The following is a 20,862-nucleotide window of genomic DNA, read 5'->3' on the forward strand; positions in this document are numbered from 1 at the left end:
TGTGCCCGCATACGAAGAGCGAAAGTCGATCAAGGTAGCCGATTCGAAGGGCGAAGCGTGGCCAAGAAGCAAGGTGCCATCGAAATTGAGGGCACCGTGATCGAGTCCCTCCCGAACGCCATGTTCAAGGTGGAGCTCCAGAACGGTCACAAGGTCCTCGCGCACATCAGCGGCAAGATGCGTATGCACTACATCCGCATCCTCCCGGATGACCGGGTCGTCGTGGAGCTCTCTCCGTACGACCTGACGCGTGGCCGGATCGTCTACCGCTACAAGTAGATCTTGCCGCCGTCCGCTTCCGCGCGGACGTGGGCACTGACCCGGAGAACCTGACATCCCATGAAGGTCAAGCCGAGCGTCAAGAAGATCTGCGACAAGTGCAAGGTGATCCGCCGTCACGGCCGGGTCATGGTCATCTGCGACAACCTGCGCCACAAGCAGCGCCAGGGCTGACGCACGACCCCCTGCATCTCGCAGTTCGCGCGACGCACGTAACACGTACATACGCAGAGCCCGTCCAAGCCACGGCTGACGACACCTCCGGCGGGGGCCGGGGACCCGGACGTACCACCTCTCCCAGCGAGGGGTCGGCGGTCGGGAGTGGTTCTGCGGAAGACCCCCGATTTAACAACTGGAGCCATTGAATGGCACGCGTTTCAGGTGTTGACATCCCGCGCGAAAAGCGCGTGGAGGTTGCCCTCACCTACGTCTTCGGTATCGGGCGCACCCGGTCCAAGGAGATCCTCGCCGCTTCCGGCGTGAACCCGAACACCCGCGTTCGTGACCTGGCCGAAGAGGACCTGGTCAAGATCCGCGAGTACGTGGACGCCAACCTCCGCACCGAGGGTGACCTCCGCCGCGAGATCCAGGCCGACATCCGCCGCAAGGTCGAGATCGGCTGCTACCAGGGTCTCCGCCACCGCCGCGGTCTGCCGGTCCACGGCCAGCGCACCAGCACCAACGCCCGTACCCGCAAGGGTCCGCGTCGCGCGATCGCCGGCAAGAAGAAGCCCGGCAAGAAGTAGTCCTCAGCGGACGCACTGCGGGCGACCGGCTTCCCGGCCACCGCAGCAACCAGCGGTCTTCGCTGTAGGACCGATCACCTCCCCTCTCCATCTGGAGTCAAGACATGCCCCCCAAGGGACGTCAGGGCGCAGCCAAGAAGGTGCGCCGCAAGGAAAAGAAGAACGTCGCTCACGGCCACGCGCACATCAAGAGCACGTTCAACAACACGATCGTCTCGATCACGGACCCCACGGGCAACGTGATCTCCTGGGCCTCCGCCGGCCACGTCGGCTTCAAGGGCTCGCGCAAGTCCACCCCCTTCGCCGCGCAGATGGCCGCCGAGTCGGCCGCCCGCCGCGCGCAGGAGCACGGCATGCGCAAGGTCGACGTCTTCGTGAAGGGTCCGGGCTCCGGCCGCGAGACCGCGATCCGCTCCCTCCAGGCCACCGGCCTCGAGGTCGGCTCGATCCAGGACGTCACCCCGACGCCGCACAACGGCTGCCGTCCGCCGAAGCGTCGCCGCGTCTGAGCCGTCACGGCCGGTGACGGCCGTGCGCCAGTAGCGTGGGTACGGGCGGTGCGCCCCCTGCGGGGGTGTGCCGCCCGTATCCTTGTTTCACATGTCGGGCGTCAAATAGTGGGCGCCCACGACTGAAGGATTCACATCATGCTGATCGCTCAGCGTCCGTCGCTGACCGAAGAGGTCGTCGACGAGTTCCGCTCGCGGTTCGTCATCGAGCCGCTGGAGCCCGGCTTCGGCTACACGCTCGGCAACTCCCTGCGCCGCACGCTCCTCTCCTCGATCCCGGGTGCCGCTGTCACCAGCATCCGCATCGACGGTGTCCTGCACGAGTTCACCACCGTGCCGGGCGTCAAGGAGGACGTGACCGACCTCATCCTCAACATCAAGCAGCTGGTCGTCTCCTCGGAGCACGACGAGCCGGTCGTGATGTACCTGCGCAAGCAGGGCCCCGGCCTGGTCACCGCCGCGGACATCGCTCCGCCGGCCGGTGTCGAGGTGCACAACCCGGACCTGGTCCTCGCCACGCTGAACGGCAAGGGCAAGCTGGAGATGGAGCTGACCGTCGAGCGCGGTCGCGGCTACGTCTCCGCCGTCCAGAACAAGCAGGTGGGCCAGGAGATCGGCCGTATCCCGGTCGACTCCATCTACTCGCCGGTGCTCAAGGTCACCTACAAGGTCGAGGCGACCCGTGTCGAGCAGCGCACCGACTTCGACAAGCTGATCGTCGACGTCGAGACCAAGCAGGCCATGCGTCCGCGTGACGCGATGGCGTCGGCCGGCAAGACCCTGGTCGAGCTGTTCGGTCTGGCGCGCGAGCTCAACATCGACGCCGAGGGCATCGACATGGGCCCGTCGCCGACGGACGCCGCACTCGCGGCGGACCTGGCGCTGCCGATCGAGGAGCTGGAGCTCACGGTCCGCTCGTACAACTGCCTGAAGCGCGAGGGCATCCACTCGGTGGGCGAGCTGGTGGCCCGCTCCGAGGCGGACCTGCTCGACATCCGCAACTTCGGTGCGAAGTCGATCGACGAGGTCAAGGCGAAGCTGGCCGGTATGGGCCTGGCGCTGAAGGACTCGCCTCCCGGCTTCGACCCGACCGCCGCGGCCGACGCCTTCGGCGCCGAGGACGACGCGGACGCCGGTTTCGTGGAGACCGAGCAGTACTAGTACGCCTCCCGGCTGGGGTGCCCGTCCTCGACGGGCGCCCCGGTCCGGGCGAGGGCTTTGTCCTCAATCGCCGGACGGGCTTGATTTTCGGGCTGGTGCCCGATGTCCAGCGCGTACGGCATTTTCACACTTCCGCGCGGCGGCCGCCGCGCGGGAACTGACATCGGTACCTGACACGGCCGGTGCAGCACACAAGGAGAAAACCCATGCCGAAGCCCGCCAAGGGTGCCCGTCTGGGCGGCAGCGCCGCGCACGAGAAGCTTCTTCTCAACAACCTCGCGAAGTCGCTGTTCGAGCACGGCCGCATCACCACGACCGAGGCCAAGGCCCGCCGCCTGCGTCCGGTCGCGGAGCGTTTCATCACCAAGGCGAAGAAGGGCGACATCCACAACCGTCGCCTGGTGCTGGAGTCGATCACGGACAAGGGCGTCGTCCACACGCTCTTCACCGAGATCGCCCCGCGCTACGAGAACCGCCCCGGTGGTTACACCCGCATCACCAAGATCGGCAACCGTCGTGGCGACAACGCCCCGATGGCCGTCATCGAGCTGGTCGAGGCGCTGACCGTGGCCCAGCAGGCCACCGGTGAGGCCGAGGCCGCCACCAAGCGTGCGGTCAAGGAAGACGCGGCCAAGAAGGACGAGACCCCGGTCGAGTCCGTCGAGGACGCGCAGGACGCGCAGGACGCCTGAGCGTTCCGGAACCACTGAACGGGTCCGCATCACCCTCCGGGGCGGTGCGGGCCCGTTCGGCTGTGCGGGATCTTGAGAGGATGCGCTGGTGAGTGACGAGGTGGAGCCCGGCTTTGTACGGGTACGGCTGGACCTGGCCTATGACGGCAAGGACTTCTCGGGCTGGGCGAAGCAGACCGCGCGGCGGACGGTCCAGGGCGAGATCGAGGACGCGCTGCGGACCGTGACCCGCTCCTCACGCACGTACGACCTGACGGTGGCGGGCCGCACCGATGCCGGGGTGCACGCCCGGGGCCAGGTCGCCCATGTCGATCTGCCGCGCGAGGTGTGGGCCGAGCACGAGGAGAAGCTGCTGAGGCGGCTCGCCGGGCGGATGGCCCCCGATGTGCGGGTCTGGCGGATCAAGGAGGCACCGCCAGGGTTCAACGCCCGGTTCTCCGCGCTGTGGCGCCGCTACGCGTACCGCGTCGCCGACCGCCCCGGCGGCGTGGACCCCCTGGTCCGGGGCCATGTGCTCTGGCACGACCGGCCGCTGGACGTGGCCGCGATGAACGCCGCCGCGGCCCGGATGACCGGGGAGCACGACTTCGCGGCGTACTGCAAGAAGCGCGACGGCGCGACGACGATCCGGACGCTCCAGAAGCTGCACTGGGTGCGGGACCGGGCGACCGGCATCATCACCGGGACCGTGCAGGCGGACGCCTTCTGCCACAACATGGTGCGCGCCCTCGTCGGCGCGATGCTCTTCGTCGGCGACGGGCGGCGCCCCGACCCGTGGCCGGCCGAGGTGCTGGCGGCCGGCGTGCGCGACCCCGGGGTGCACGTGGTGCGCCCGCACGGGCTGACGCTGGAGGAGGTCGCGTACCCGGCGGACGAGCTGCTGGCGGCGCGGGCGGTGGAGGCCCGGAACGTGCGGACGCTGCCGGGGGCGGGCTGCTGCTGAGGCCTGTCCGGCGGCCTCAGGGGTGTCCCGTCGTCCCCGGCGGGCGCACGACGACGGCTCCGGCACCTCGGCGCGTTCTCGGAGCGCCCCGACCCCGGTGGATCAGCGCCTGGCGTCGGGTGCGGGATCGCGGCACACCCTCAGGTGGTCGTGATGTCGGCGGCGGCCGATGCCTGGACCTCGCCGCGGTGGCGGATGCGGCGGAACGTGTAGTCCGTCAGGTCGTCGCCGGTCGCGTACACGTCCTTGTCGGCCTTGGTGGCGTCGCGGCCGTCCGTGAAGCCGCCGACCGTGAAGTAGGCGTACCGGCCGTACGAGTTCGCGGTGCGGCGGCAGATCACGCCGTCGCGGCAGAAGACCGGGACGCCCGACCCGCTCAGCGAGGCCAGCCCGCCGGTCGCCAGTCGCGCGGTCCGCTGCGCCTGGGCCTCCGTGTCGAAGACCGCGACGCCCACGGTGACCGCCACGCCGCCCCGGCTGTAGGTGGCCCGGATGACCTGGTCGCAGCCGTTGGCGGTGAGGATCGCGCCCAGCGCGCCCTGGGTGGTCGCCGCGCACTGCTTGGTGCGGTGGGTGGCGCCCCTGGCGTACGTACGGCCTCCGGCGGTCAGCTCCTCGTCCGGGAAGAAGGCGTCGGTGTCCACCGGCAGCCGGTCCTTCTTCACGTCGGCGATGTAGTCCCGGGGGTCCGGCGGGGGCGGGGGCGCCACGGACGAGAAGGACGGCTCGGGGGCGGGGAGCTCGGTCGGCAGGTCGTCCGCCGTGGGCAGCTCGCTCGCGTGCTTCCCGGTGTCGCGGCGGGAGCCGTCGCCGTTCACGGAGACCACCGCGGTCGCCACGGCCGCGGCGACCGCCGCCGTGGCGAGGGCGCCGCCGCCGATCAGCAGCCACTTCTTGCGCCGGGCGCGGGCCGCGGAGGCGTCGGCCAGCGCCTCCCAGTCGGGAGTGCCGCCGTTCCCAGGCCCCTCGGGCCCCCGGAAGGGCCCCCCGTCCCCAAAGCTCATGCCGCGCATCCTAGACGCCACGTAATCCGGTTGGGCCAACCCCGCGACGCCCGTGACAATGCTCGGCATGGGACATCTCGAAGCGGGCCACCTTGAGTACTACCTTCCGGACGGGCGGGTGCTGCTCGGCGATGCCTCGTTCCGGGTGGCCGACGGTGCCGTCGTCGCCCTCGTCGGGGCGAACGGCGCCGGCAAGACCACCTTGCTGCGGCTGCTCGCCGGGGAGCTCCAGCCGCACGGCGGCTCGGTGTCGGTGAGCGGCGGGCTCGGCGTGATGCGCCAGTTCGTCGGCTCGGTGCGCGACGAGCGCACGGTCCGCGACCTGCTGGTCTCCGTCGCGCAGCCCCGTATCCGGGAGGCCGCGCTCGCCGTCGACCGGGCCGAGGAGCGCATCCTCACCGTGGACGACGAGGCCGCGCAGATGGCGTACGCGCAGGCGCTGAGCGACTGGGCGGAGGCGCGCGGGTACGAGGCCGAGACGGTCTGGGACATGTGCACGATGGCCGCGCTCGGCGTCCCGTACGAGAAGGCGCAGTGGCGCGAGGTGCGCACGCTGTCCGGCGGTGAGCAGAAGCGGCTGGTCCTGGAGGCCCTGCTGCGGGGCCCCGACGAGGTGCTGCTCCTGGACGAGCCGGACAACTACCTGGACGTGCCCGGCAAGCGGTGGCTGGAGGAGCGGCTGAGGGAGACCCGTAAGACGGTGCTCTTCGTCTCCCACGACCGGGAGCTGCTGTCCCGCGCCGCGCAGAAGATCGTCAGCGTGGAGCCCGGGCCGGCCGGCAGCGACGTCTGGGTGCACGGCGGCGGCTTCGACACGTACCACCAGGCCCGCAAGGAGCGGTTCGCGCGGTTCGAGGAGCTGCTGCGGCGCTGGGAGGAGGAGCACAAGCGGCTGAAGGCGCTCCTGCACCGGCTGCGCCAGCAGGCGGCGATCAGCCCCGACATGGCGAGCCGCTACCACGCGATGCAGACCCGGTTCCGGAAGTTCGAGGAGGCGGGCCCGCCGCCGGAGCCGCCGCGCGAGCAGGACATCCGGATGCGGCTGCGCGGCGGCCGGACCGGGGTGCGCGCGGTGACCTGCCAGGGGCTGGAGCTGACCGGCCTGATGAAACCGTTCGACCTGGAGGTCTTCTACGGGGAACGGGTCGCGGTCCTCGGCTCCAACGGGTCCGGCAAGTCCCACTTCCTGCGGCTGCTCGCGGGCGAGCCGGTCGCGCACACGGGGGAGTGGAAGCTCGGCGCGCGGGTGGTCCCCGGGCACTTCGCGCAGACCCACGCGCACCCGGAGCTGCTGGGCCGCTCGCTGGTCGACATCCTGTGGACCGAGCACGCGAAGGACCGGGGCGGGGCGATGTCCGTACTGCGCCGCTACGAGCTGGAGCGGCAGGGGGACCAGCCGTTCGAGAAGCTGTCCGGCGGGCAGCAGGCCCGGTTCCAGATCCTGCTCCTGGAGCTGTCCGGCACGACCGCGCTGCTGCTGGACGAGCCGACGGACAACCTGGACCTGGAGTCGGCGGAGGCGTTGCAGGACGGTCTGGAGGCGTACGAGGGCACGGTGCTCGCGGTGACGCACGACCGGTGGTTCGCGAAGAGCTTCGACCGGTATCTGGTCTTCGGCTCGGACGGGGTCGTCCGCGAGACGGCGGAGCCGGTGTGGGACGAGCGGCGGGTCGAGCGGGCGCGGTAGCGCCGGGCGCGTTTTGACCCGTCCGGGGCCGGACGGGTAGTGTCGAGCGTTGTTATGCGTATGGGCTGCGTCCTGGTGACGCGCAGAGCCCTTGCGCAGGTTCTCTGGAGCAGTTACCAGTGGCTCGCATACGGGCGTCGTCCCGGCATTGTGTGCCCCAGCTGCATGATCGCTTCAGAGGTGTCGTGTGTCTGGACCCCATCCACTGAAGAAGCGAAGGCTACGAAGTGCGTACGTACAGCCCCAAGCCCGGCGATGTGACCCGTCAGTGGCACATCATTGACGCGCAGGACGTCGTCCTGGGCCGTCTCGCCACCACGGCTGCGAACCTCCTGCGAGGCAAGCACAAGGCGATTTACGCCCCCCACATGGACATGGGCGACTTCGTCATCATCATCAACGCCGACAAGGTTCACCTGTCCGGCAACAAGAGGACCCAGAAGATGGCGTACCGCCACTCCGGGTTCCCGGGTGGTCTGCGCTCCGTGCGCTACGACGACCTCCTCGCGAACAACCCCGAGAAGGCCGTCGAGAAGGCCATCAAGGGCATGATCCCCAAGAACTCCCTGGGCCGCCAGATGATCTCGAAGCTGAAGGTCTACGCGGGTGACCAGCACCCGCACGCTGCGCAGCAGCCGGTTCCGTACGAGATCACCCAGGTCGCGCAGTAGTCCCGGCCTCCCCCCAAAGACATAAAGAAAGATCTGAGGAGAATCGTGGCCGAGACCACTGTTGACAGCGTCGAGGGCACCGAGGGCGAGGAGAACTTCGCCGAGGTGACCACCTTCGAGTCCGAGGTCCCCGTCGAGGGTGAGTACACCTCGGAGTCGCTCGCCGGCCGCTTCGGCGACCCGCAGCCCGCCGCCGGCCTTGGCCGTCGCAAGAACGCCATCGCCCGCGTCCGGATCGTTCCGGGCACCGGCAAGTGGAAGATCAACGGGCGCACCCTCGAGAGCTACTTCCCGAACAAGGTGCACCAGCAGGAAGTCAACGAGCCCTTCAAGGTGCTCGAGCTCGACGGCCGTTACGACGTCATCGCCCGCATCGCGGGTGGCGGCGTCTCGGGTCAGGCCGGCGCCCTGCGCCTGGGCGTGGCCCGCGCGCTGAACGAGGCGGACGTGGACAACAACCGCGCGACCCTGAAGAAGGCCGGCTTCCTCTCCCGCGACGACCGTGCGGTCGAGCGCAAGAAGGCCGGTCTCAAGAAGGCCCGCAAGGCCCCGCAGTACAGCAAGCGCTAAACCGCCTGCTCACCCGCTTCACACGTTCGCCCCGGCGGCACCTCTCGTGCTGCCGGGGCGTTCGTTTATCGACATCCTCGGGCATATAACGACATAAGGCGTTCATAGGCTTGTTGGTTGCGTGATCTGACTTTTGCGTTTCGGAGCACTTTCGGAGGACACCAGTGGGACGACTCTTCGGCACGGACGGCGTGCGCGGTGTCGCCAATGCGGACCTGACGGCCGAGCTCGCGCTCGGCCTCTCGGTGGCCGCGGCACACGTACTGGCCGAGGCGGGCACCTTCGAGGGTCATCGGCCGACGGCCGTGGTGGGCCGTGACCCACGCGCCTCCGGAGAGTTCCTGGAGGCCGCCGTCGTGGCCGGCCTGGCGAGCGCGGGCGTCGACGTCCTGCGCGTCGGCGTGCTGCCGACCCCGGCCGTCGCCTACCTCACCGGCGCGCTCGGCGCCGACATCGGGGTCATGCTCTCCGCCAGCCACAACGCCATGCCGGACAACGGCGTCAAGTTCTTCGCCCGCGGCGGCCACAAGCTCGCCGACGAGCTGGAGGACCGCATCGAGACGGTGTACGAGCAGCACCGCACCGGTGAGCCCTGGAACCGTCCCACCGGCGCCGGCGTCGGCCGCGTCACCGACTACGTGGAGGGCTTCGACCGGTACGTCGCCCACCTCATCGGCGTCCTGCCGAACCGGCTCGACGGCCTGAAGGTCGTCCTGGACGAGGCGCACGGCGCCGCCGCCCGCGTCTCGCCCGAGGCGTTCGCCCGCGCCGGGGCCGAGGTCGTCACGATCGGCGCCGAGCCGGACGGGCTGAACATCAACGACGGCTGCGGCTCCACGCACCTGGCACTCCTGCGCGCCGCCGTCGTCGAGCACGGCGCGGACCTGGGCATCGCGCACGACGGCGACGCGGACCGCTGCCTGGCCGTGGACGCGTCGGGCGAGGAGGTCGACGGCGACCAGATCCTCGCCGTGCTGGCCCTCGCCATGCGCGAGGCCGGTCAGCTGCGCCGGGACACCGTGGTCGGCACCGTGATGTCGAACCTCGGCTTCAAGCTGGCCATGGAGCGGGAGGGCATCCAGCTCGTCCAGACCGCCGTCGGCGACCGCTACGTCCTGGAGTCCATGAAGGCCGAGGGCTACGCGCTGGGCGGCGAGCAGTCCGGCCACGTCATCGTCCTGGACCACGCCACGACCGGCGACGGCACCCTGACCGGCCTGATGCTCGCGGCCCGGGTCGCCGCGACGGGCCGCCCGCTCGCCGAGCTGGCCGGGGTCATGGAGCGCCTGCCGCAGGTCCTGGTCAACGTGCCGGACGTCGACAAGTCGCGCGTGCACACCTCGCAGGAGGTAACCGCAGCCGTCGCGGAGGCCGAACGCGAGCTGGGCGCCACCGGACGCGTCCTGCTGCGCCCCTCGGGCACGGAGCCGCTGGTCCGGGTCATGGTCGAGGCGGCGGACATCGAGCAGGCCCGCGCGGTGGCGGGGCAGCTCGCGGACGTCGTGAAGTCGGCGCTGGGCTGACCGGTCGCCGGGGCCCGCGGCGCGCGAACGGCGGGGCTTCGCGGCGGGGCTTTACGGCTGGGCTTTACGGCCGGGCCTCGCAGTCGGGGCTTCGCGGCCGGGCCTCACGGCTGGGCTTCGCGGCCGGGCCTCACGGCGGGGCCTCACGGCGGGGCCTCACGGCGAGGCCGTCACCACGTTCGGAGCCGGCCCGCCGCCGCGGCGCGCGTGGTCGCTGTGGCGCGTAGGGCGGTGCGGCAGGGTTCGGGGGCGGCCCGTACGTGTCCGCGGTGAGGCGCGTGGTCGCTGTGGCGCGGCGGTGCGGCAGGGTTCGGGGGCGGCCCGTACGCGTTCGCGGTGCGGCGCGTGGTCGCTGTGGCGCGTGGGGCGGTGCGGCAGGGTCGGGGGCGGCCCGTACGCGTCCGCCGGGATGCGCGCGGTCGTCGCGTACAGGCAGTGCGGCCCCACCGCCGGGCCCATGACGGACCGCGAACCGGCCTCGTCCGCGGGTCCCGCGCGCAGCGGCCACGGCCGCTCCGGCGCCCCGCCACATCATCGGGCACGCGCGTGGGGCGCACGGAAGTCCCGGCGCCCGTTGGTCACCCCGCCGGTCCGTCGCCGGCGTTTTCACGGGCCGCCGCCGGAGGCTCCTGGGCGCGCTGGCGGCGCTGGGCCGCGCGCCACAGCGTCTTCTGCGCGATCAGGGTCAGCGTGCCGGCGAGGACGATGCCGCCGAGGTTCTCCGCGAGCTGGCGCGCCGAGCCGGACATCTGGGGGTAGTCGCTGTAGCTGAAGGCCACCGCCGCGTTCGCGGCGGCCGGCACGGTCGTCACCGAGATGGCGACGCCGATCAGCGCGCCCGACTTCGCCGAGGTGAGCGAGAGCGTGCCGGCGATGCCCGCCAGGAACGCCACGACGAACGACAGCCAGTCCGGCTGCCAGACGAACGAGGTGTTGGGCCGGTCGGCCTCGATCATTTTCTCGTCGAACAGCCCGAACAGGTCCATCAGCCAGGAGAAGCCGGCGGTCAGCACCATGGCCGCCGCGAAGCCGCCGATCAGCGCCCACAGCGAGCGCCACACCAGACGCGGGGCGCGCTGCACCAGCGCCGTCGAGATCCCGGCCAGCGGCCCGAACTCCGGGCCCACCGCCATCGCGCCGACGATCAGGATCGCGTTGTCGAGCATCACACCGCAGGCCGCGAGCATCGTGGCGACGGCGAGGAACGCCAGATAGGTGACGCTGAACGTGGACTCCTCGTGGGTGGCCTCGGACAGCTCCTCCCACAGCACCGCGTCCGCGCCCTCACCGGGCGCCGCCTCCTCGGCCCGCTCGGCGCGCGCGGAGAGCGTCAGGTCCACGTCGTTCACGGTGATCGCCCCGAACCGGTCGACGCCCAGCCGCCGCAGCGCCCCGATCAGCTCGTCGCCCGCCTCGCGCGCCACGTCGCACAGCACCACGTCGCCCGCCGGGTCGCGGGCGACGCCCGGCAGGACCACGAGGTGGGCGGTGCCGGCCGTCCGCTCCAACAGGCTCGTCACCTCGTCCGTGCGGTCGGCGGGCACGATCAGGCGCAGATGCAGCACGGAGCACCTTTCCAGAAGTCAGAGCTTGCGCAGTGACAGCCGCTGCACCTTGTGGTCGGGCCCCTTGCGCAGCACCAGCGTGGCACGTCCACGGGTCGGCGCCACGTTCTCCACGAGATTCGGCCGGTTGATGGTCCGCCACATGGTGGCCGCGTACTCCATCGCCTCGGCCTCGGAGACCTGCGTGTACTTCCGGAAGTACGAGGACGGGTCCTGGAACGCCGTCTCGCGCAGCTTCCGGAAGCGGTTGAGGTACCAGGTCTCGATGTCCTCCGTCCGGGCGTCGACGTACACGCTGAAGTCGAAGTAGTCGGCGAGCCCCACCCTGGTGCGGCCGTCCTTGCCGGGCAGGGCGGGCTGCAGGACGTTCAGCCCCTCCACGATCAGGATGTCCGGGCGGCGCACGGTGAGCCGTTCGCCGGGCACGATGTCGTAGATCAGGTGGGAGTAGACGGGGGCGGTGACCTCGTCCTTGCCGGCCTTGATGTCGGCGACGAAACGGGTGAGGGCGCGCCGGTCGTACGACTCCGGGAACCCCTTGCGCGACATCAGGCCGCGCGCGTGCAGCTCCTTCATCGGCAGCAGGAACCCGTCGGTGGTGACCAGCTCGACCCGGGGGTGCTCCGGCCAGCGGGCCAGCAGCGCCTGGAGGATGCGCGCGGTGGTGGACTTGCCCACGGCGACGCTGCCCGCGACGCCTATGACGAACGGCGTGCCGCGCTGCGCGCCCTGCCCGTTGCCCGCGTCCCCGAGGAAGGTGTTGAGGGCGCCGCGCAGCCCGGAGGTGGCCTGCACGTACAGGTTCAGCAACCGCGAGAGCGGCAGGTAGACGTCCCGCACCTCGTCGAGGTCGATGACGTCGCCGAGCCCGCGCAGCCGCTCGACCTCCTCGGCGCTCAGCGGCAGCGGAGTCCTGTCGCGCAGCGCGCTCCACTCCGCCCGGGAGAGGTCGACGTAGGGCGTCGCCGCGGGTTCGGTGCGCCGGGGGCTCCGTGCGGGTGAAGTGATCACGTCCTCATTGTCGCGGGAGACGGCCGGGCGTGGAGGGTGGGCTCGGTCACGTGGGGGAGGGGGCGGGACCGGCACGGGCCCGGTCGCGGCGCGCTGGTAGCCTGCCGCCCCTCCTATCTCTCACGCAGCGACGAGGTGCGCATGAAAGCAGGAAGAACCGGGGCCGTGGCCGCGCTCGCGGGGGCTCTGGCCCTCTCGGCGCTCACGGCTCCGACGGCGCGGGCCGCGGACACCGGCACGGTGTCGGGGATCGTCGTCAACGGGGGCAAGCCCATCGTGGTGGGGACCACCGAGGTGAAGAAGGTGCCGGTTCTGTACCGGGTCAGCCTTCCCGCCGGGTACCGGGCCGCAGATCCGTTCCCCTGGAACGCGGGACCGTACCTCTACCACGGGACCACGGCCGTCAAGGGGGCGGGCAGCGGCATCGGTATGAGTGAGTACGGCTGCACCGACGTGAGCGAGAGGGTCGCGCAGTGCGCGGGCACGCTCTCCGTCGACCCCCGCTACGACCTGGACGCGAACGGCGACGCGACCACCTGGACGGTCGGCTACGGAGTCGTGCTGTTCGGCGACGACGACATCAAGTCCGAGAAGTACGTGGCCACATCGGGCCGCGTCCAGATCCGGCGCTACGCCAAGGCCACCGTCAACGCCGCGCCCGAACCGGTGGCGAAGGGCAAGCCGATCACCGTGACCGGCAGCCTGAAGCGGGCGGACTGGGCGAAGCACACGTACACCGGTGTGGCGGACGCGTCCGTGCGGTTGCAGTTCCGGCCCAGGGGCACGGCCTCCTACTACACCGTGAAGACGGTCCGGTCCAGCTCCACGGGTGCGCTGAGGACGACGGTCACCGCCACCCTCGACGGCGACTGGCGCTGGAGCTTCGGGGGCTGGTCCACCACGGGCGGCGCGGTGTCGTCCGGCGACTACGTCGATGTGAGCGGAGCCGGGGGGAACGTCAGGGTGGCGTACGCACGGCCCTGACGGCCTGGCCCGTTTCGCGTGGGACACGCCGCCGGCCGGGCACCCCTCGGGGTGCCCGGCCGGTCGTCGTCCGTGCGGGGGCGGGTCAGTCGGTGCCGGACTCCATCGCCGCGCGGTCCAGCATCTCGTCCTGGTCCGAGACCTCGCCGCGCGAGGCGATGGCCTCGGCGCCGCCCTCGGGGAGCTGGCCGATCAGGCCGGTGGCGGCGGCCTGGGCCGCGCCGATGGCCGGGTTCGCCGTGCCGATCATGCCGAGGCCCGCGTACTGCTCCAGCTTGGCGCGGGAGTCCGCGATGTCGAGGTTCCGCATGGTGAGCTGGCCGATGCGGTCGACCGGGCCGAAGGCGGAGTCCTCGGTGCGCTCCATGGACAGCTTGTCCGGGTGGTAGCTGAACGCCGGGCCCGTGGTGTCGAGGATGGAGTAGTCCTCGCCGCGCCGCAGCCGCAGGGTGACCTCGCCGGTGACGGCCGTACCGACCCAGCGCTGGATCGACTCGCGGACCATCAGCGCCTGCGGGTCCAGCCAGCGGCCCTCGTACATCAGACGGCCGAGGCGGCGGCCCTCGTTGTGGTACTGGGCGAGGGTGTCCTCGTTGTGGATGGCGTTGACCAGGCGCTCGTACGCGGCGTGCAGCAGGGCCATGCCGGGGGCCTCGTAGATGCCCCGGCTCTTGGCCTCGATGATCCGGTTCTCGATCTGGTCGGACATGCCCAGGCCGTGCCGGCCGCCGATGGCGTTCGCCTTCAGGACCAGGTCGACGGCGGTGTCGAACTTCTCGCCGTTGATCGTGACCGGGCGGCCCTGGTCGAAGCCGATCGTGACGTCCTCGGTCTCGATCTCGACCGACGGGTCCCAGAACCGCACGCCCATGATCGGCTCGACGGTCTCCACACCGGTGTTCAGGTGCTCCAGCGTCTTGGCCTCGTGGGTGGCGCCCCAGATGTTGGCGTCGGTGGAGTACGCCTTCTCGGTGCTGTCCCGGTAGGGCAGGCCGTGGGCGACCAGCCACTCCGACATCTCCTTGCGGCCGCCGAGCTCCGTCACGAACTCGGCGTCCAGCCAGGGCTTGTAGATGCGCAGGTGCGGGTTGGCCAGCAGGCCGTAGCGGTAGAACCGCTCGATGTCGTTGCCCTTGAACGTGGAGCCGTCGCCCCAGATCTGGACGTCGTCCTCCAGCATCGCCCGGACCAGGAGCGTGCCGGTGACCGCGCGGCCCAGCGGCGTCGTGTTGAAGTACGCCCGGCCGCCCGAGCGGATGTGGAACGCCCCGCACGTCAGCGCGGCCAGGCCCTCCTCGACGAGTGCGGCGCGGCAGTCGACCAGGCGGGCGAGCTCGGCGCCGTACGTCTTGGCGCGGCCCGGGACCGAGGCGATGTCGGGCTCGTCGTACTGGCCGATGTCGGCGGTGTAGGTGCACGGGACGGCACCCTTGTCGCGCATCCACGCGACCGCGACCGAGGTGTCGAGGCCGCCCGAGAAGGCGATGCCGACGCGTTCGCCGGTGGGCAGGGAGGTGAGGACCTTGGACATAGGAAGATTATGCATCATCTCGCATGATCATGCAACGTCGTTCCTGTGATCATGCAACGTTGCTCCTGTTGCCCCAGGCCGGCCGGCCCGCAGGGCGGCGCCGCCCCGGCCCTCGCCGTCACGGACGCCCTCTTCCATGGCGCACGTCCACCGCCGAGGGCGTACGGGGCTCACTTCCGGGCTCACTTCCGCCAGAACAGGTGGTGGGTCATCCCGCTCGGGCTCGGCACCACGTCCAGGTGGAACCGGTCGCGCAGCTCGTCCGGCGAGTCCCACAGCCGCAGGCCCGACCCCAGCTTCCACGGCGCCACCGCGATGTGCAGGGTGTCGACCAGGCCGGCGTCCAGGAACTCCCGGACGGTCGTCACCCCGCCGCCCAGCCGTACGTCCTTGCCCTGCGCGGCCTCCCGGGCCCGCGCCAGGACCTCGGCGGGCTCGCCGGCCACGAAGTGGAACGTGGTGTCGGACAGCGTGAAGGAGGGCCGCTCGTGGTGGGTCATGACGAACACCGGCGTGTGGAACGGCGGCTCGTCGCCCCACCAGCCCTGCCACTCGTGGTCCTCCCAGGGCCCGCGCTGCGGACCGAACTTGTTGCGGCCCATGATCTCGGCCCCGATGTTGTGCGAGAAGTCCCGCGTCAGGTAGTCGTCCAGGCCCCGGCTGCCGCCCGGGTCGGTCCGGTTCGGCCAGCTCGCCGTCGCCCCGGCCCAGGAGAACAGGTCCCCCGGGTCGACGTGGCCGAAGGGCCGCTCCAGGGTCTGGTTCTCCCCGCAGGCGACGCCGTCGGCGGAGACGGTGAAGTTCTGGACCTTCAACAGCTGAGTCATGGGTGCTCTTCTCCCGGTGGGTGGGTGACTGCGCGAGGGGTGACTCCTCGGACGGCCCGGACTCATCGCCGTACACCGCTCCGATCTCTCATCCCACCGCAGGCACCGGGCCATGGACCGTTCCGGCTCACCGCGCGGACGCGACGCTATCCCCGGAACGGCCGGTACGTCAGCTGCTTCACGCGGCGCAGGAGCGGCATCGACTCCACGTGCTCGACGCCGTCCAGGCTGCCCAGGCGTTCGCTGAGGTAGCGGTACAAGTGGGCCGGGTCGCGGGTGATCACGACCGCGACCAGGTTCGACGGGCCCGTGGTGGCCGCCGTGTACGCCACTTCCCGGTCCGCGGCCAGCGCCGTGCCCGTCGCGTGCAGGGCGCGGGGCGCGGCGGTGACGTACAGCATGCTCGCGTCGCGGTAGCCGAAACGGTCGGAGTCGAACTCCACGTCCACGTACAGCGCACCCGAGGCCGTCAACCGGGCCAGCCGGCGCCGGACCGCCGATTCGGAGAGGCCGGACGCCCGCTGGAGTTCCGGGTACGTGGCGCGGCCGTCCCGTTCCAGCGCCGCGACCAGGGGCTCGTCCTCGGCGGTGATGACGGCCGGGCCGGGCGGGGCCGGGACGGGTGCCGGGGTGAGGGCGGCGGCCTCCTGCGGGGTCAGCGCCCCGCTCTTGTGGAGCCAGCCGGCCGGACCGCCGTAGAAGCGGTGCAGCAGCTGGTGCGCGCGGATGTCCACGATGTGCGGGGTGCGCGGCAGCTTGCCGATGAGCAGGTCGTCCGCGTCGGTCCGGCTGCGCACGTTGACCGTGCACGTCACCTCCGTACCGCCCGACGTCAGCCCGATCCACGACGTGTCGGGCCGCTTGGCCAGGGCCTCCGCGATCGGCATCGCGCCCTCCGGCGCGCACCGCACCCGCAGCAGCCAGTGCTCGAACGACTCCTCGGATGCCGCGCACCGCACCCCCACCACCCGCAGCCCCGCCTCCGCGCGCAGGGAGCGGAAGCGGCGGGCGACCGTCTGGTCGGAGACGCCGAGCACGGCCCCGATCCGGCTGAAGGGTGCGCGGGCGTTCAGCTCCAGCGCGTGCAGGATGCGCAGGTCCAGGGCGTCGCCCCGGGTGGGTGATTCCACCGCTGAAGACCCCTTCCATGTCGGATTCCGGCGCCGGACGGTCACTGGCTGGGGATTCCGGACGCGGTCGTCCGATCGTACGTACGGGGTGGCCGCCGGTCACCCCTCCGAAGCCTTACGGGAGAAGGAGCACGGACATGCGTAAGTGGGGGCCGCTGACCGCGGTCTGTCTGGGGACGTTCATGCTGCTGCTGGACGTCACGATCGTCGTCGTGGCACTGCCCGACATGGCCGAGGCGCTCGACGCCTCGCTCTCCGATCTGCAGTGGGTCATCGACGGCTACGCCCTGGCCCTCGCCGCCCTGCTCCTCGGCATAGGCGCGGCGGCCGACCGGCTCGGCCGGCGCCGGGTCCACGTCGTCGGCGTCGGGCTGTTCGCCGCCGCCTCGCTGGCCTGCGGGATCGCCTCGTCGCCGGGGCTGCTGGTGGCGGCGCGCGGGGTCCAGGGCGTGGGGGCCGCCGCGATGTTCGCGACGACGCTGCCGCTGCTCGCCTCGGTGTACCGGGGCAGGGACCGGTCCGTGGCGCTCGGGCTCTGGGGCGCGGTGGCCGGGGGCGCCGCCGCGATCGGGCCGGTGCTCGGCGGGCTGCTCGTCGAGGGGCCCGGCTGGCGGTGGATCTTCTTCGTCAACCTCCCCGTGAGCGTCGCCGCGATCTGGCTGACCCTGCGGACCGTGCCCGAGTCGCACGGGGCGCGGGACCGGCGCACCGACTGGGCGGGGACCATCGTCTTCGCGGTGTTCGCCGGGACCGCCACGTACGCCGTGGTGCGGGCGGGCAGCGCCGGCTGGGCGTCCGGGCAGACGCTCGCCGCGTTCGGGACCGCCGCGCTCGCCCTGGTCTGCTTCGTCGTCGTGGAGCTGCGCGCCGCGCATCCGCTGCTCGACCTCTCGCTGTTCCGCACCTCCGCGTTCACCGGGGTGATGGCCGGGGCGCTCGCCTACAACATGGCGGCCTTCGGCGTGCTGCCGTACACCTCGATCTGGCTGCAGACGGTCCTCGGACTCAGCCCGGTCCAGGGCGGCCTGGCGGTCCTGCCGCTGGCCGCGACCTCGTTCCTGGTCGCCGCCGCCGGGGGCCGGCTGCTGCACGGGGTGCAGCCGCGGTACACCATCGGCGTCGGGCTCGTCCTCATCGGCGCCGGCACCCTCGCCCAGGCGGTCCTGGGCGCGGGCTCCTCCTGGCCCGCCCTGATCCCGGGCCTGGCGCTCGCGGGCATCGGTGCGGGGCTGGTCGCGCCGGCCATCGCGGGCGCGGCGCTCGCCGCGGTCCCGCCGGAGCGGGCCGGCATGGCGGGCGGCGCGGTCAACACCTTCCGCCAGCTCGGTTACGCCTTCGGGGTCGCCGTGCTCGGGACGGTGCTGACCTCCCGGATGGCGGAGAGCCTGGGCGACGGGAAGTCCCACGCCCTGGCGGGCGGCGGCGCGGCGGGGCTGCGGGCCGCCGGGACGCCGGAGCAGGCGCTGCGGACGGCGTTCGCCTCGGGGCTCAACACGGCCGCGGTGGTGGCCGGCGCGGTGGGGATCGTCGCGGGGGCGGCGGTGCTGCTGCTGGTGAAGGGGGAGCGGCCCGCGACCGCGGCCGAGGTGGGGGAGCCCGTGCCGGTACGCGCCGGATAGCGCCCCGGTCGGCTTGAAATAGGGGTTACTTCTGCGACTATGCGAAGAACAGGGGCTGGTGTCCAGGAAGGGACCACTATGTGCGGAATCGTGGGTTACGTCGGCGGGCAGTCGGCGCAGGACGTCGTCGTCGCGGGCCTCAAGCGGCTGGAGTACCGGGGGTACGACTCCGCCGGCATCGCGGTCCTCGCCGACGGCGGGCTCGCCGCCGCCAAGAGGGCCGGGAAGCTGGTCAACCTGGAGAAGTCGCTGAGCGAGCACCCGATCCCGGCCGGCACCGCCGGGATCGGGCACACCCGCTGGGCCACCCACGGCGGACCCACGGACGCCAACGCCCACCCGCACCTGGACAACGCCGGCCGCGTCGCCGTCGTCCACAACGGGATCATCGAGAACTTCGCCGCCCTGCGCGCCGAGCTCGGCGAGCGCGGCCACGACCTGCTCTCCGAGACCGACACCGAGACCGTCGCCCACCTCCTCGCCGAGGCGTACAGCCAGAGCGGGGAGCCGGCCGAGGCCATGCGCCAGGTGTGCCGCCTCCTGGAAGGGGCGTTCACCCTGGTCGCGGTCTTCGCCGACGCGCCGGACGTGGTGGTCGGCGCCCGGCGCAACTCCCCGCTCGTCGTGGGCCTCGGGGACGACGAGTCCTTCCTCGCCTCCGACGTCGCCGCGTTCATCGAGCACACCCGGTCCGCGATCGAACTCGGCCAGGACCAGGTCGTGGAGCTGCGCCGGGACGGCGTCCTCGTCACCGGCTTCGACGGCCGGCCCGCCGAGGTGCGCGAGTACCACGTGGACTGGGACGCCTCGGCCGCCGAGAAGGGCGGCTACGCCTCCTTCATGCTCAAGGAGATCGCCGAGCAGCCGAAGGCGGTCACCGACACCCTCCTCGGCCGCATCGACCCCGAGGGCACGCTCCACCTGGACGAGGTCCGCATCACGCGCGGCGAGCTGCGCGAGGTCGACAAGGTGGTGATCATCGCCTGCGGCACCGCGTACCACGCCGGGATGATCGCCAAGTACGCCATCGAGCACTGGACCCGCATCCCCTGCGAGACCGAGCTGGCCAGCGAATTCCGCTACCGCGACCCGATCCTGGACCCGCACACCCTGGTCGTCGCCATCTCGCAGTCCGGCGAGACCATGGACACCCTGATGGCCCTGCGGCACGCCCGTGAGCAGGGCGCGAAGGTGCTCGCCATCTGCAACACCAACGGCTCCACCATCCCCCGCGAGTCCGACGCCGTCCTCTACACCCACGCCGGCCCCGAGGTCGCCGTCGCCTCCACCAAGGCGTTCCTCACCCAGCTCGTCGCCTGCTACCTCGTCGCCCTCTACCTCGGCCAGGTGCGCGGCACCAAGTGGGGCGACGAGATCCGGACCGTGATCCGGCAGCTCTCCGAGATCAGCGGCTCGGTCGAACGGGTCCTGGAGACCATGGAGCCGGTACGGGAGCTGGCCCGGTCGCTCGCCTCCCACGACACCGTGCTCTTCCTCGGCCGCCACGTCGGCTACCCGGTCGCCCTGGAAGGCGCGCTGAAGCTCAAGGAACTCGCGTACATGCACGCCGAGGGGTTCGCCGCCGGCGAGCTGAAGCACGGGCCGATCGCCCTCATCGAGGACGGGGTGCCCGTCGTCGTCGTGGTCCCCTCCCCGGCCGGACGGTCCGTGCTGCACGGCAAGATCGTGTCGAACATCCAGGAGATCCGGGCCCGGGGCGCCCGCACCGTCGTCATCGCCGAGGAGGGCGACGACGAGGTCGTCCCGTACGCCGACCACCTCATCCGCGTCCCCGCAACGCCTACGCTGCTTCAGCCGCTGGTCGCCGCCGTGCCGTTGCAGGTCTTCGCCTGCGAACTCGCGACGGCCCGCGGCAACGAGGTGGACCAGCCGCGCAACCTGGCGAAGTCCGTCACCGTGGAGTGAGCCGAGACGAGCAGTGAGGGTGGGTACGTGATCATCGGGGTCGGGATCGACGTGGCGGAGATCGAGCGGTTCGACGCGGCGCTGGAGCGTACGCCGCAGCTCGCGGCGCGGCTCTTCGTGGACGGGGAACTGCTGCTGCCGAGCGGCGAGCGGCGCGGCATCGCCTCGCTGGCCGCCCGGTTCGCGGCCAAGGAGGCCCTGGCCAAGGCGCTCGGCGCGCCCGGCGGGCTGCTGTGGACGGACGCCGAGGTGTACGTGGAGGAGAGCGGGCAGCCCCGGCTGCGGGTGCGCGGCACGGTGGCGGCTCGCGCCGCCGAGCTGGGGGTGCGGCAGTGGCACGTGTCGCTCAGCCACGACGCGGGGGTCGCGTCCGCGGTGGTGATCGCGGAGGGGTGACCCCGGGGCGCGGGCGTCTGCGGCCCCGGGTGCTCCGGCGGGCCGGTTCCGTCCTCGATCGCCGGACGGGCTCGAAGGCGCGGCCGGT

Annotated in this window: 21 protein-coding genes; 15 read left to right on the forward strand and 6 right to left on the reverse strand. The window is 71.7% G+C overall.

All coding sequences use genetic code 11. The features are described from left to right. Window positions 1-57 precede the first annotated feature (57 nt). The 7 genes from infA to truA all read left to right on the forward strand — a co-directional run bounded on the left by infA (window position 58) and on the right by truA (window position 4,330). The gene (gene infA, locus FKN01_RS16905) at window positions 58-279 is read left to right on the forward strand and encodes a translation initiation factor IF-1 (RefSeq protein ID WP_003956442.1); all 222 of its coding nucleotides are present in this window, start codon (window positions 58-60) and stop codon (window positions 277-279) included. 60 nt (window positions 280-339) lie between these two features. Further along, a complete protein-coding gene (gene rpmJ, locus FKN01_RS16910) occupies window positions 340-453 on the forward strand; it encodes a 50S ribosomal protein L36 (RefSeq protein ID WP_003956441.1) in 114 nt (37 codons plus the stop codon). 191 nt (window positions 454-644) lie between these two features. Next, window positions 645-1,025, forward strand: a complete 381-nt coding sequence (gene rpsM / locus FKN01_RS16915) for a 30S ribosomal protein S13 (RefSeq protein ID WP_018101211.1) — start codon at window positions 645-647, stop codon at window positions 1,023-1,025. Window positions 1,026-1,129: 104 nt separating this feature from the next. Further along, a complete protein-coding gene (gene rpsK, locus FKN01_RS16920) occupies window positions 1,130-1,534 on the forward strand; it encodes a 30S ribosomal protein S11 (RefSeq protein ID WP_003948617.1) in 405 nt (134 codons plus the stop codon). A 138-nt stretch (window positions 1,535-1,672) separates the two neighbouring features. After that, on the forward strand, window positions 1,673-2,695 hold the full coding sequence (locus tag FKN01_RS16925) for a DNA-directed RNA polymerase subunit alpha (protein ID WP_019526960.1): 1,023 nt from the start codon (window positions 1,673-1,675) through the stop codon (window positions 2,693-2,695). Window positions 2,696-2,901: 206 nt separating this feature from the next. Next, a complete protein-coding gene (rplQ, locus tag FKN01_RS16930; RefSeq protein WP_143621246.1) occupies window positions 2,902-3,387 on the forward strand; it encodes a 50S ribosomal protein L17 in 486 nt (161 codons plus the stop codon). Between the two features lie 88 nt (window positions 3,388-3,475). Continuing rightward, window positions 3,476-4,330 (forward strand): tRNA pseudouridine(38-40) synthase TruA, encoded by an 855-nt coding sequence (truA, locus tag FKN01_RS16935; RefSeq protein ID WP_143621249.1) that lies wholly within the window; start codon window positions 3,476-3,478, stop codon window positions 4,328-4,330. Between the two features lie 140 nt (window positions 4,331-4,470). Here the strand turns inward: truA and FKN01_RS16940 are convergent, their stop codons facing one another. After that, on the reverse strand, window positions 4,471-5,334 hold the full coding sequence (locus FKN01_RS16940; RefSeq protein WP_185992868.1) for a hypothetical protein: 864 nt from the start codon (window positions 5,332-5,334) through the stop codon (window positions 4,471-4,473). 67 nt (window positions 5,335-5,401) lie between these two features. Here FKN01_RS16940 and FKN01_RS16945 point away from each other — a divergent pair, with 67 nt between their 5' ends. From FKN01_RS16945 to glmM, 4 genes are all read left to right on the forward strand, one after another. After that, the gene (locus tag FKN01_RS16945; protein ID WP_143621252.1) at window positions 5,402-7,021 is read left to right on the forward strand and encodes an ABC-F family ATP-binding cassette domain-containing protein; all 1,620 of its coding nucleotides are present in this window, start codon (window positions 5,402-5,404) and stop codon (window positions 7,019-7,021) included. Between the two features lie 227 nt (window positions 7,022-7,248). Beyond that, entirely contained in the window at window positions 7,249-7,692 is a 444-nt protein-coding gene (gene rplM / locus FKN01_RS16950; RefSeq protein ID WP_018101206.1) for a 50S ribosomal protein L13, read from the forward strand. A gap of 45 nt (window positions 7,693-7,737) precedes the next feature. After that, a complete protein-coding gene (rpsI, locus tag FKN01_RS16955; protein WP_143621255.1) occupies window positions 7,738-8,262 on the forward strand; it encodes a 30S ribosomal protein S9 in 525 nt (174 codons plus the stop codon). A gap of 164 nt (window positions 8,263-8,426) precedes the next feature. Then, on the forward strand, window positions 8,427-9,785 hold the full coding sequence (gene glmM, locus FKN01_RS16960; protein ID WP_143621257.1) for a phosphoglucosamine mutase: 1,359 nt from the start codon (window positions 8,427-8,429) through the stop codon (window positions 9,783-9,785). A gap of 578 nt (window positions 9,786-10,363) precedes the next feature. Here the strand turns inward: glmM and FKN01_RS16965 are convergent. Then, entirely contained in the window at window positions 10,364-11,350 is a 987-nt protein-coding gene (locus tag FKN01_RS16965; protein WP_143621260.1) for a DUF389 domain-containing protein, read from the reverse strand. 18 nt (window positions 11,351-11,368) lie between these two features. Then, window positions 11,369-12,361, reverse strand: a complete 993-nt coding sequence (gene coaA, locus FKN01_RS16970) for a type I pantothenate kinase (protein WP_143621264.1) — start codon at window positions 12,359-12,361, stop codon at window positions 11,369-11,371. A 141-nt stretch (window positions 12,362-12,502) separates the two neighbouring features. Here coaA and FKN01_RS16975 point away from each other — a divergent pair, with 141 nt between their 5' ends. After that, the gene (locus tag FKN01_RS16975) at window positions 12,503-13,345 is read left to right on the forward strand and encodes a hypothetical protein (RefSeq protein ID WP_185992869.1); all 843 of its coding nucleotides are present in this window, start codon (window positions 12,503-12,505) and stop codon (window positions 13,343-13,345) included. An 85-nt stretch (window positions 13,346-13,430) separates the two neighbouring features. Here FKN01_RS16975 and argG read toward each other — a convergent pair whose 3' ends face one another. The 3 genes from argG to FKN01_RS16990 all read right to left on the reverse strand — a co-directional run bounded on the left by argG (window position 13,431) and on the right by FKN01_RS16990 (window position 16,833). After that, window positions 13,431-14,876 carry an argininosuccinate synthase gene (gene argG, locus FKN01_RS16980; protein ID WP_143621266.1) on the reverse strand — a complete coding sequence of 482 codons (1,446 nt, stop codon included), beginning with the start codon at window positions 14,874-14,876 and terminating at the stop codon, window positions 13,431-13,433. 182 nt (window positions 14,877-15,058) lie between these two features. Further along, a complete protein-coding gene (locus FKN01_RS16985) occupies window positions 15,059-15,703 on the reverse strand; it encodes a dihydrofolate reductase family protein (protein ID WP_143621269.1) in 645 nt (214 codons plus the stop codon). Window positions 15,704-15,849: 146 nt separating this feature from the next. Beyond that, the gene (locus FKN01_RS16990) at window positions 15,850-16,833 is read right to left on the reverse strand and encodes an Lrp/AsnC family transcriptional regulator (RefSeq protein ID WP_143621272.1); all 984 of its coding nucleotides are present in this window, start codon (window positions 16,831-16,833) and stop codon (window positions 15,850-15,852) included. 137 nt (window positions 16,834-16,970) lie between these two features. On the opposite strand from FKN01_RS16990, the gene FKN01_RS16995 reads away from it, so the two are divergent. From FKN01_RS16995 to FKN01_RS17005, 3 genes are all read left to right on the forward strand, one after another. Then, window positions 16,971-18,452 carry an MFS transporter gene (locus FKN01_RS16995; protein ID WP_143621275.1) on the forward strand — a complete coding sequence of 494 codons (1,482 nt, stop codon included), beginning with the start codon at window positions 16,971-16,973 and terminating at the stop codon, window positions 18,450-18,452. Between the two features lie 78 nt (window positions 18,453-18,530). Continuing rightward, window positions 18,531-20,378, forward strand: a complete 1,848-nt coding sequence (glmS, locus tag FKN01_RS17000) for a glutamine--fructose-6-phosphate transaminase (isomerizing) (protein ID WP_143621278.1) — start codon at window positions 18,531-18,533, stop codon at window positions 20,376-20,378. 27 nt (window positions 20,379-20,405) lie between these two features. Beyond that, window positions 20,406-20,774 (forward strand): holo-ACP synthase, encoded by a 369-nt coding sequence (locus tag FKN01_RS17005; protein WP_143621281.1) that lies wholly within the window; start codon window positions 20,406-20,408, stop codon window positions 20,772-20,774. The last annotated feature ends 88 nt before the right edge of the window (window positions 20,775-20,862 follow it).

It is taken from the genome of Streptomyces sp. 130 (assembly GCF_007096885.1).
In the GTDB taxonomy this organism is placed as follows: Bacteria; Actinomycetota; Actinomycetes; order Streptomycetales; family Streptomycetaceae; genus Streptomyces.